Origin of the sequence: Corallococcus caeni, assembly GCF_036245865.1 — a bacterium.
GTDB lineage: Bacteria > Myxococcota > Myxococcia > Myxococcales > Myxococcaceae > Corallococcus > Corallococcus caeni.
This window is the reverse complement of the sequence record NZ_BTTW01000006.1, coordinates 52,448-63,636: the sequence shown is the minus strand read 5'-3', so window position 1 is coordinate 63,636 and position 11,189 is coordinate 52,448. Positions and strand designations below refer to the sequence as shown.

Here is an 11,189-nt window from a genome sequence, read left to right as displayed (position 1 = left end):
GGAGCCGGGGAGTCTACAGCATGGCCCCGGGATCCACGTCGATGACGACCTTCACCCCGTTGGGCACATCCGGCAACGCCGCCTCCAGGCGGGCGAGCAATGGGGCGAGCGCAGAATGCGTCGGCGCCTTCAGGAGCAGCTGCCAGCGCGTCTTGCCCCGGATTCGGGCAATCGGCGCCAGGGCGGGCCCCAAAAGGCGCACCCCCGCCGAGGCCGGCGGCATGTGCCGCCCGACCAGGTTTCCCAGGAAGCGCGCCACGCCCGCCGTCTGCTCGGGGTGCTCGCCCTCCAGCCGGACGGCCGCCATGCGCGCGAAGGGCGGATAGGCCAGCGCCTTGCGCCACTCCAGCTCCTGCTTGGAGAACCCGTCGAAGTCGTGCGCCAGCACCCGCTTCACCGGCTCCGCGTCCGGGTTGTAGGTCTGCACCAGCACCCGGCCCGGGTCCTTGCCGCGCCCCGCGCGCCCCGCCACCTGGGTCAACAGGTGGAAGGTCCGCTCGGCGGCTCGGAAATCGGGAATCGCCAGGGACGTGTCCGCCATCACCACGCACACCAGCGTCACGCCCGGGAAGTCGTGCCCCTTGGCCACCATCTGCGTGCCCACCAGCACGTCCAGCTCCCGCCGCGCGAACGAGGCCAGCAGCTCCGTCAGCTTCTCCGCGCTCGTCGCGGAGTCACGGTCCAACCGCGCCACGCGGGCGTGCGGCATCTTCTCCAGGACCTCCGCCTCCACGCGCTCCGTGCCGATGCCCAGCTTGAGCAACGGGCCCGTGCACTCGCGGCAGGCGTTCGGCACCGGGAACGCCACGCCGCAGTAATGGCACACCACCCGGTTCTGGGAGCGGTGGTGCGTCATGCACACGTCGCAGTCGTGGCACTTGAGCGACAGGCCGCACACCTCGCACAAGAGGATGGTGCTGTGGCCGCGGCGGTTGAGGAACAGGATGACCTGCTGCCCCTTGGCCACCGTCTCCTCCATGGCCTGGAGCATCTGCGGGCTCAGGATGGGCGCCTCTTCCGTCACCTGCCCCTCGCGCGGACGCTCCACGCGCAGGTCCACCAGGTTGATGGTGGGCATGGGCCGGTCATCCACGCGGTTCTTCAGCTCGACGAGCTTGTAGCGGCCGGAGCGCGTGTTCTGGAGCGTCTCCAGGGACGGCGTGGCCGAGCCCAGCACCACCACCGCGCCGGCCTGCTTGCCGCGCACCACCGCCAGGTCGCGCGCCTGGTAGCGCAGCTTCTCGTCCTGCTTGAAGGACGGGTCGTGCTCCTCGTCCACGACGATGAGCCCCAGGTGCTCCACCGGCGCGAACACCGCCGAGCGCACGCCCACGGCGATCTTCACCGTGCCCTTGCGCAGGGCCTGCCAGTGGAACAGCCGCTCGCGGTCCTTCAGCCCCGAGTGCAGCACCGCCACGTCGCCGCCGAAGCGGCTGCGGAAGCGCCCCACCAGCTGCGGCGTCAGCGCGATTTCGGGCACCAGCACCAGGCTGCCCAGGCCGCGCGCGAGCGTGTGCTCCACCGCGCGCAGGTACACCTCCGTCTTGCCGCTGCCGGTGACGCCGTGCAGGAGGTACGGCTGGAAGCCGCCCGCGTCGACGGCGCCCTGGAGCTCCTTCACCGCCAGGGCCTGCTCCGGGGTGAGCCGGTCCGGGCGGTTCTGCACCAGCCCCTCGCGCACGCCGGCCTGGAGCGTCACCTCCACCCACTTCACGAACTTGCGCGTCGCCAGCTTCTTCAGCGTCTCGCGAGCGCCGGGGATGGCGTGCGTCACCTCGTCCAGCGGCGCGCGGCCCCCCACCGCCAGGAGGTACTGGAGCACGGCGGCCTGCGCCGGGGCGCGGGCCAGCTGAGGGGGCACCTCCGTGACGAGCGCCTCCACGAAGAACTGGATGTCCGGCTTCGCTTCCTTCTCATCCACCGCGGTGGAGAGGCCCGGCGGCAGCGCGCCGCGGATGACCTCGCCCAGCGGATAGCGGTAGTGCTCGGCGGTGAAGCGCAGGAGCGCGATGAGGTCCTTGGGCAGGGACGGCGAGTCCTCCAGCACGCGCTGGATGGGCTTGAGCCGCACGCCGCCCTCCACCGGCGCGTTCGCGGGCCCCAGGTAGAAGCCCAGCGCCATGCCCCGGCCGAAGGGCACCAGCACGCGCTGCCCCGGGGCGAGCTTGTCCCCGAGTGCCTCCGGCACCAGGTAGGTGAACTCCCCGCGCACGGGACGGCCCACGGCGACGGACGCAAGTTGGGCAGGGGTGGCGCTCACGACGGGGCGCACTGTAGCGGTGTGCTCCCGCTGCGACAGTTCCCGTCCCACTTCCGTACGCCGCGTCCGCAGGGGAATGGAACCGCGAGAGGAGGTCTCTGCCGGTCCCTGCGGAAAACCACCCAGCGCGAAGTGCTCTTGCTCCATGACCGCCCTCTTGCCGCCAGTGCCCCACCCCGCCCGTCCTGCACCCGGGATCCACTGTGCCCCGAGCGTCTGACATCCCCGGGCCCCGGAAGCACGAAGGGCCCCTCCCGTCCCTGGAAAACCAGGGTGCGGAAGAGGCCCGGGTGACTGTGAACGGCGCGGAAGGAAGGAAGCGTGCGGGCGGCTACTTGCCGAAGGCCTTCTTCACGGACGGGCGGTTGGACACGCGGTCCCACCAGGCCATCACGTTCTTGTGCGGGGCGACGAGGTCCTTCTCGCCCATCATGAAGAGGTACTCCATGTACGGCGCCCAGACGACCTCCGCGAGCGTGAAGTCATTGCCCGCGAGGAACGGCCGGTTCGCCAGCGCCGCGTCGATGACCTCCAGCGGACGCTTCACGCCCTCGCGGCCCAGGGCGATGTTCTGCTCGTTGTTGGTGCCCCGGAAGCGCTCCATGACGATCTTCATGGCCGGGCCGGAGAAGTAGGACTGCTCCACGCCCATGAACTGCTCCATCAGCGCGTAGGCCTTGGGGTCCGCGGGCGTCAGCGACGTGCCCGGCAGGGTGCGGTCCAGGAAGCGGCTGATGGCGCGCGACTCGTACATGATGAAGCCGTCGTCCAGCTCCAGCGCGGGCACCACACCGAAGGGCTGGCGGGCCAGGTGCGCGGGCGTCTTCTGCTCGCCCTTCTGCAGGTCGATGTTGATGAACTCGACCTCGCGGCCCTTCTCCGCCAGGACGGTGAGGACCTTGCGGGTGCACGTGCTCATCGGGTTGCCATAGAGCTTCATGTGAATCGCCTCCGCCACGGGGCCGGGGAAATCCCGGCCCTGGAACGGGCGGGACTTTCACCGTGAGTCCCGCCCATCGCAAGCGATTCGGCTGACGCGCTACGGCGTGAAGAGCTTGTCCGACACGGCCGAGCGGTTGTCCGCCTTGAGGGCGGTGAAGCGCAGCACGCGCTGGCCCGCCTTCCACACCTCCACCGTGCGGGGCATCCAGTCCCCGGTGGAGGGCGAGGCGTAGTCCACGAAGCGCACGTCCCAGGCCGCCCCGGACGCGTCCGAGTAGCGCAGGCGCGCGGGCCGGAAGGCGTCCTTGTAGACCCAGAACTGGGGCTTGCCCTCCGCGGGGTCACCCAGGACGTAGGCCACCTCGCCGCCGAAGCGCGCGAGCGACGTGACCTTCGTGTTGACGCCCAGGCCCTGGAGGTACGCCTCCTGGGCCAGCTTGGTGTCCTGCACGCTGCCCGCGTCCTGCGCGAGGATGGCGCACACCTGGGCCACGAGCACGGAGATGGCGGGCACCTCCTTGCCCTCCACGCGCTTCCTGCCGGAGACCTGCACGGTGGCGGCCTTGAGGCTGCTGTCCGGCGAGCTCGCGTCGAAGCGGCAGCGGCCCGGAATCTTCACCGACAGCACGCCGTCCCCCTGGAGCTCCGGGCGGTCGGTGGGGACGTTGAGGGCGGCCCCCGCTTCCGCCACGCCCGTGGAGGAGAAGATGACGGAGCCTTCCACGCGGAAGGCGGACAGGTGCTTCTCCTCCCGCGCGGTGGCCATGCGCCGGAGGATGGAGCCACCGGGCAGCACGTAGGCGCCGGCGACGAGGGAGACAAGGACTGCGGATACGGCGATGAGACGCTTCACGGCTTCTCCGTCTTGACGACCTCGCGCAGGTACTCCAGGAGTCCTCCGCGCAGGTCGGGGCGCTTGAGCGCATAGGCGATGTTCGCCTTGAGGTAACCCACCTTGTCACCGGCGTCGTAGCGCTGGCCCTGGAACTTGTAGCCCAGCAGACCTTCGGTCTTCTGGAGCGTGGCCAGGCCGTCCGTGAGCTGGATTTCGCCGCCCACGCCCGTGGTCTGCTTCTCCAGGATGGGGAAGATGGACGGGGGCAGCACGTAGCGTCCAATCACGGCCAGGTTCGACGGGGCGGTGCCCTTCTTGGGCTTCTCCACCACGTGGTCGATTTGAATGACGCCGTTGCCCAGGTCCTTGCCGGCGGCGATGCCGTACAGGTGCGTCTCGCTGTCGGGGACCTCCATCAGCGCGATGACGGCCTTCTGGTGCTGCTGGTAGATGCGCGCCAGCTGGCCGATGCCGGGCTCCTCCGGCGAGTCGATCATGTCGTCGCCCAAGAGGACGCCGAAGGGCTCGTTGCCGATGACGCTCCTGGCGCACAGCACCGCGTGGCCCAGGCCCAGCGGCTCCTTCTGGCGCACGCTGATGATGCGGACCAGGTTCGCGATGGCGCGCAGCTTGTCGGCCTCCGCCGTCTTGCCGCGGGCGCGCATCGTCGTCTCCAGCTCGAAGCCGATGTCGAAGTGGTCCTCGATGGCGGACTTGCCGCGGCCGTTGATGACGACCACGTCCTCGATGCCCGCGGCGACGGCCTCCTCCACGATGTACTGGAGGGTGGGCGTGTCGACGATGGGCAGCATCTCCTTGGGCACGGCCTTGGTGGCCGGGAGGAAACGCGTGCCCAGGCCGGCGGCGGGAATGACGCACTTGCGGATGAGCTTCGCTGCCTTCGTGTCAGGAGAGGACATGGGGCGGGGAATCTATTGGTGGCCCAGAACCCCAGCAAGCCGGATAGATTCCCCGGCGCCATGCCGCTCCGTGCCATCGTTGCCGCCCTGTCCTTGACGCTGTCCGTGGTCCCCTTCGCCGCCCGGGCCGCCACCAACGAACCCGCCGAGGAGCTGCGCAACATCGCGAGTGCCCGGACCCTGGGCATGGGCAGCGCCTTCCGGGCCACGGGCCTGGGTGCGGATGCACTCCTGGGCAATCCCGCGGCGATGGCGCTGTACCCGGCCTACCGCATCGAGGGCACGGGCGCGTACGACCCGCGCAACAAGGAGGGCTACCTGGGCGTCAGCCTGGCGGACTCCAGCAGCGGCCGGCTGGCGCTGGGCGTGGACTACCACTGGCTGTCGCTGGGGCGCGGCGGAGGACGGACGTCCGCGAACCTGAGCACGCTGGGCGCGGCGCTGCCGCTGAGCCAGTCGCTGCTCATCGGCCTGTCGGGGCACTACCTGCGGCTGAATGGCCAGTCGCGCTTCGCCAACTCCATCACGCTGGACGCGGGCATCCTGGTGCGGATGAGCGAGCAGCTGACGCTGGGCGTGTCGGGGCACAACCTCATCGACACGGAGAACGTGGAGCAGACGCGCTACTTCTCCGCGCACACGGCCTACGTGGGGCCGGCGCTGGTGGTGGCGTTCGACATGCGCGCGGACTTCGAGACGCGCGACTCGGCGGTGTTCACGTACAACACCGGCGTGGAGTACGTGCTCGACCAGACGGTTCCCCTGCGCGTGGGCTACACGTACGACGGCTTCCAGCGGTTGTCGCGCCTAACGGTGGGCACGGGCTACATGTCGCCCGGCGGCGGCGGCGTGGACCTGTCGTACCAGCACGACCTGGGCGGGCTGAACGGGCGCGTGCTGGCGCTCACGCTGCGCATCCTCGCGAACTGAAGCGTCCGGCGGCTCAGCGCCCCGAGCGGCCCGCTTCGGCGGCGTCCCGCAGGGCGAGGTAGCGCTCGGAGGCGGCGAAGCGGACCAGCTCCTCCAGCTCCGAGTCATGGGGGCGGCGGGCCCGGAGCGCGGTGAGCGCGGGCCCGGGGCCTCCGCAGGCGACGAGCCCCGCGCGGTTGGCGGAGTCGCGCGCGGCGGCGACCAGCAGGCTCGCGTCGAAGTCGCGGGTGCCGGGCTCCATCAGGAGGGCGGCGCGCTCCAGGCCCCTGGGGGACAGGGATTCGCGCACCACGCGGGCGTCGTCGCCGGCGTCCTTCGGGTTCTTGAGGACGGAGGACAAGAGCGCGAGCGCGCGCAGCAGGTGGTCCTTGCGCAGCGCGCGCAGGGCGAGCAGGTCCGGCGACAGCGAGAACAGCGCGCGGCCGGCGTGGAAGCGCAGCTCGGCGTTGGTGGGGGGCTGCTGCACGAGGAGCCGGCCCACGACGAGGCGCGGGGCGGAGGTGTGCAGCGGGGTGATGTTGGCGGTGTCGTCGTCGCCCGCGACGAGCTCTGGCAGGGGCACGCCCAGCAGGCGCGCGGTGGTGTGCAGCGCGTCCAGGATGGCGGTGGCGCCCGGGCCCGCGGACGCGCGCAGGGGCTCCGAGGTGCTGGCGATGCGCGCGGGTGACGGGAACAGCCGGCACAGCGCGATGCCCACGCACGCGAGCAGCTCCCCGGACGGGGTGCGCAGGCCCGGGTGGCGCAGGCCGGCGCGCTCCTGGTTGGAGAGGGGGCCGCGCTGCACGCGGGGCGCGGGGACGTCGCGGCCTTCCAGGGCGTCCGCGAGCTCGCGCATGAGCGCGGCGCGGGTGACGTCGCCGCGCTGGTCGAAGTGGTCCACGAGGCCGCGGTAGGGCTTCGGGTCGAGCGGACGCTCGCGCACGAGCTTGAAGACGATGGGCTCCGCGGAGGTGGCGTCGGCGGGAGGCGCGGCGTCCAGGACGGCGGCGGGTGTTTCGCGGGTCTCGGTGGAGCCGGCGGTGGGGCGGCCCCCGGCCTGGGGGCGCGTGGGGGCCGGGCCGGCGACGGTGCCCTCGGGACGGCCGGCGCGGTGGATGCGGCGCACGGGGTCCATGCGGCCCGGAGGCGCTTCCCACGCGATGACGCTCGTGGCCTCTACGGGCCCGTCGCCGAGTTCCATCGCGTCCTCATCTTCGTCCTCGCTCGGTATCTGGCTGAGGAGGGGGATGTCGGGAGGGGCTTCGGGAGCGCCGCGGCCCCTGGCCGGAGGGGCGACGGGACGCGAGGCTCCGGCCATGGCACGGGGCGCGGGGGCCGGGGGCTCCACGCCGCTGGCGGACAGCGGGGCACGGGGCGGTGCGGGAGGTTCCACGCCGCTGGCGGACAGCGGGAGCCGGGGCGCGTGGCCAGCGCGCGGGGCGCGTTCCACGCGGGAGGGGGCTTCGCGGATCTGCGTGCCCGCGTTCTTGGAGGCGCGGGCGGCCGGGGAGGCGTTGTCCTCGGGGGCGGTGGCGGCCTTGCGCGATACGGCGGCTTCGAGCTCCGCGTCCAGAGGGAGCGGTGCGCCGAAGGCCGTGGTGCTTTCGCGGGGCGGTGCGGCGGGCGCGCGCTGCTTGCGGTCGGGTGCGGAGGCTCCGTCGTCCGAAGTGAGTGCTGGCTCGCTCGCGGCACCGCGAGGGGGCTTCATGGCCCGGGCCATGCCGCTGGGAGCGGGGACGGATTCCGCGAGTGAGGCGGGGCCTTCCGCTGGCGCCTTCGTGGACGCTGAGCGACGGGGTGGCTCTGCTTCCGGCGAGGTGTTCGCGACCGATGCGTGACGGCCGGACGGGGCCTTGGGCTGGCGGGTGGCGTCCGTGTTTGGTGCCGTGGCGCCTGCGGCGGCGTGACGGCCGGACGGGGCCTTCGGTTGGCGTGAAGCTTCCGTGTTCGGTGCCGTGGCGCCCATGGGTGCGTGACGGCCAGACGAGGCCTTCGGCGAGTGAGCAGCCTCCGTGTTTGGTGCCGTGGTGCCCACGGGAGCATGGCGTCCCGAGGGGGCCTTCGGCTTGGACACAGCGGCTGATGCCTTGGCCTTTCGGGCAGTGCCGTCCTTCGCCCGGGGCGAACGCTTCGCCGGTGCATCGTCGGCCGAGACCTCCTCCGCCTTGAGCAACGATGGGACATCCGTGTTGGACGTCACCTCGTCCGACAGGTCCTTGCGCTTCGAGGGCACGAGCACCGACGGCGGCGCCACGAGCACCGACGGCGGCGGCACCCCGACGGTCTGCGGCGGCGCCGTGCGCGCGGGCTCGGGTGGAGGCGGACGGGCGCGCTGCTCGCGAGACTTTCGCAGGCTCTCGGCGCGGCGCGCGTAGAGACGGGCCTTCTCCGTGTTGTGCAGCACCTCGCGGCAGAAGAGCGCGAGCCGCTCCCACGTGTGCTGGCGCTCCTCGTCGTCCTCCGTCGCGGTGGCCGCGTTCTCCAGCGCCCAGGCGGCCTCGCCAAACTGCTCGCGCTCCGTGCAGCGGTCCGCGAGCAGCAGCCAGGCCTCCTTGTGCCCCGGCTCGAAGCGCACGGCCTGGCGCAGCTCCGCCAGGGCCGCGCCCGCGTCGCCCATCGCCTCCAGCGTGGCGACCCGCTCCAGGTGCGCCTTGCGCGCGGCCGGTCCCCGAGGCTCACGGGCCAGCTGCGCGTGCAGCAACTGGCTCAGCGCGGGCAGGTCCCCCAGGCGGCGCGCGAGCGCCAGCAGGTGCTCCCGGGGCTGCTCGTTGTCGGGGCTCTCCGCGAGCACCTCGGCCCAGGCCCACTGCGCGATGCGCAGGTCACCCAGTGACTCCTCCGCGGTCTTCGCGAGCACCCGCAGCGCCTCCAGGCGATCCGGCGCGCGGCGCGGCGCGGCGGCACAGGCGGCGCGCAGCCGCTCCACCTGGGCGAAGCGCTCCTCGTCGGAGACACTGCGCACGAGCCCCGCGAGCACGGGCAGCATTCCGGGCACGAGCGCATCCGCCGCCTCGAAGTCCTCGCGCGCCTTGGCGGGGACGCCCATGTTCAGCTGCCGCTCGCCGCGCGTCAGCAGGGCCACGGCCCGGGCCCGGGAGGTCCTCGCCCGCGCGATCGCGTCATCGAGCGCACGGCGCACGAGCGAGGCGTCCTCGCGCTGGGACAGGAGGCGGACCTGCTCACGCAACGCGGTGCGCTCGCCGGTCAGCTCGACGATCTCCCGGTACATGCGCGCGGCGCCCGCGGAGTCCTGGAGCTCGTTCTCCATCACCTCCGCGAGCCGGGTGAGCGCTTCAGCGCGCTCCGGGGCGTCCTTCGCGCGGTCCGCGCGCTTGAGGTACAGCTGCGCCAGCTCGCGCCACGCACGGCGCGCGATGAGCTGGGCCTCCTGCCGCTGCGACCCGGCCCGTTCCGAGCCCTCGTCCGAGCCGCGCGCGGAGGAAGCCGCGTCCGGAGCGGGGCTCGTGCCGGGCTCGGTGGGCTTCACCGAGGGGAGGCGCGTGGAGTCGCGCTTGGGAGCAGCGGGAGTTGCCTGCGCCGGTGCGCTGGGTGTGGATGAATCCGGCTGCGGGAAGACCACTTCCGACGTCGATTCCTCTTCGTCGAACGCGGGCTTCGCGGTGGCGGGGACCAGCACGGAGGCCCTTCGCGGGGCGGCTGGCTTCTCGGCACGGGACTGCGTTGACGCGGCAGCGCCCTTCTCCGCTTCGACACGCTCGGGCGGGATGAGCTCCGAGGTCGATTCTTCCTCGTCGAACGCCATTGCTGGCGCGCCTGGAACCAGGACCGCGCTGGAAGAACTCCGCTCCGCCGACGCGCGTGCATCCGGGGTCTTCGCGGAAGCGTCGGCCGGACGCGGGAGGATGACTTCCGACGTCGCTTCGTCCGCGTCGAAGCCCTTCGAGGGACCACCCGGCACCAGCACCGCATCCGGCTGGCGTGGAGGCGTCTTCTTCGGCGTCGATGCGTTCTCGCTGGATGGCTTTGCTTGCGTCCCGGCCGGTTCGGGCCGACGCGGGGGGAGGTTCTCCGTCGCCACCGCGTTCTCGTTGGAGGCCTTCGCCGGCGCTTCAGCTGCCGATCCGGCCGGGCGCGGAAGGAGCATCTCCGACGTTGATTCGTCTTCGTCGAAAGCCTTGGAGGGCGCTCCCGGGACCAGCACCGATACGAGCGGACGCGGTGGCATCCGCTCTGGTGCGGACTCGTCGTGCCCCGCGGTCTTCGAGGCTGCCCCCGCCACGACGGCGGGTGCTTCGTCGGATGGCTTCCGCGCCGCCGTCGCGGGCTTTTCTTCGAGGGCCTGTGCGGTCTCGGCTGGAGATGCCTCTTCGAGCCTCTTGCCGAAGACCTGCGTCGACTCGAACACCGGAGAGGCGTTCGGCGCGGCGACAGGCGGCTTTTCGGACGTGGAGGCCGCATCGACGGGCGACGTGTTCGACGCCGCGACGCCACGCACTTCGGCCGTCGGCGTCACGGCCATTTCTTCAGGCGCCCGTGTCGCCGACGACGCACTCGGTGCGGCGATGGATTTCTCGTCGGGCGTTTGCGTTGCATCCGACGACGTCGTTTCGGACGCTACCGCCGTGTTCGCGGGCGGTGACGACACGTTCGACGTCGCAGCCACGTGCTCGGGAGCCTGTGCCGCGTTGGCTGGCGATACGACATGCGCAGGCGCCTGTGCCGCATCCACTGGCGACGACGCGCTCGATGCGGCTTCAACAGGTTCGAACCCCCGTGGCGCATCCGCGGCCGACGCCACGTTCGGCACCGCGACGCTGTGGTCAGGTGCCTGTGGCACCTCGACAGAAGACGATGCGCGCGATGCTGTTTCGGCGCTCGCAGGAGTCCGCGTCTCGTCCGCCAACAGCAATGCGCTCAACGCCGCGAGGACGTGTTCGGGCACGTCCGCGGAAGGCGATACACCCAATGCCGCGATGACTTGCTCAGGCACATCGACAGCATTCGCGGACGCCGAATCGCTCGACACCGCAATGCCACTCGCAGGCACATCGACAGCATTCGCGGACGCCGAACCGCTCGACACCGCAATGCCACTCGCAGGCACATCGGCAGCATTCGCGGACGACGAGGCGCTCGACACCGCGACACCATTCGCAGGCAAGTCCGCACCGCTCGCGGGCGACGAATCGCTCGACACCGCGACGCCACTCGCAGGCATATCTGCGGCATTAGCGGACGACGAATCGCTCGATACCGGGACGCCGCGCTCTGACAAGTCCGCACTGTTCGCGGACGAATCGCTCGAGACCGCGACGCCGCGCTGAGACGCCTGGGGCGCATCTACCGACGATGAATCGCTCGA

Annotated in this window: 7 protein-coding genes; 2 read left to right on the top strand and 5 right to left on the bottom strand. The window is 71.7% G+C overall.

The features are described 5' to 3' along the window. Window positions 1-13: 13 nt before the first annotated feature. The 4 genes from priA to galU all read right to left on the bottom strand — a co-directional run bounded on the left by priA (window position 14) and on the right by galU (window position 4,957). A complete protein-coding gene (gene priA / locus AABA78_RS24550) occupies window positions 14-2,407 on the bottom strand; it encodes a replication restart helicase PriA (protein ID WP_338266324.1) in 2,394 nt (797 codons plus the stop codon). A gap of 184 nt (window positions 2,408-2,591) precedes the next feature. Then, window positions 2,592-3,200, bottom strand: coding sequence for a glutathione S-transferase family protein (locus tag AABA78_RS24545; RefSeq protein ID WP_338266323.1), 609 nt, complete (start codon window positions 3,198-3,200; stop codon window positions 2,592-2,594). 99 nt (window positions 3,201-3,299) lie between these two features. Then, complete coding sequence (locus AABA78_RS24540) at window positions 3,300-4,055, bottom strand: hypothetical protein (protein ID WP_338266321.1); 756 nt, start codon at window positions 4,053-4,055, stop codon at window positions 3,300-3,302. After that, window positions 4,052-4,957, bottom strand: a complete 906-nt coding sequence (gene galU / locus AABA78_RS24535) for a UTP--glucose-1-phosphate uridylyltransferase GalU (RefSeq protein WP_171417595.1) — start codon at window positions 4,955-4,957, stop codon at window positions 4,052-4,054. Before galU ends, AABA78_RS24540 begins: the two co-directional genes overlap by 4 nt. Window positions 4,958-5,017: 60 nt before the next feature. Between galU and AABA78_RS24530 the strand changes: the two genes are divergently transcribed. Next, complete coding sequence (locus AABA78_RS24530) at window positions 5,018-5,887, top strand: hypothetical protein (RefSeq protein WP_338266319.1); 870 nt, start codon at window positions 5,018-5,020, stop codon at window positions 5,885-5,887. Window positions 5,888-5,900: 13 nt separating this feature from the next. Here the strand turns inward: AABA78_RS24530 and AABA78_RS24525 are convergent, their stop codons facing one another. Continuing rightward, the gene (locus AABA78_RS24525; RefSeq protein ID WP_338266318.1) at window positions 5,901-9,503 is read right to left on the bottom strand and encodes a hypothetical protein; all 3,603 of its coding nucleotides are present in this window, start codon (window positions 9,501-9,503) and stop codon (window positions 5,901-5,903) included. Window positions 9,504-9,591: 88 nt separating this feature from the next. On the opposite strand from AABA78_RS24525, the gene AABA78_RS24520 reads away from it, so the two are divergent. Next, window positions 9,592-11,151 carry a hypothetical protein gene (locus tag AABA78_RS24520; RefSeq protein WP_338266317.1) on the top strand — a complete coding sequence of 520 codons (1,560 nt, stop codon included), beginning with the start codon at window positions 9,592-9,594 and terminating at the stop codon, window positions 11,149-11,151. Window positions 11,152-11,189 lie beyond the last annotated feature (38 nt).

What these genes read in the sequence shown, in the direction of transcription:
- AABA78_RS24520 (WP_338266317.1), top strand. Translation starts at nt 9,592, where the DNA reads ATGAGCTCCGAGGTCGATTCTTCCTCGTCGAACGCCATTGCTGGCGCG.
- AABA78_RS24545 (WP_338266323.1), bottom strand. Translation starts at nt 3,200, where the DNA reads ATGAAGCTCTATGGCAACCCGATGAGCACGTGCACCCGCAAGGTCCTC.
- galU (WP_171417595.1), bottom strand. Translation starts at nt 4,957, where the DNA reads ATGTCCTCTCCTGACACGAAGGCAGCGAAGCTCATCCGCAAGTGCGTC.
- AABA78_RS24530 (WP_338266319.1), top strand. Translation starts at nt 5,018, where the DNA reads ATGCCGCTCCGTGCCATCGTTGCCGCCCTGTCCTTGACGCTGTCCGTG.
- priA (WP_338266324.1), bottom strand. Translation starts at nt 2,407, where the DNA reads ATGGAGCAAGAGCACTTCGCGCTGGGTGGTTTTCCGCAGGGACCGGCA.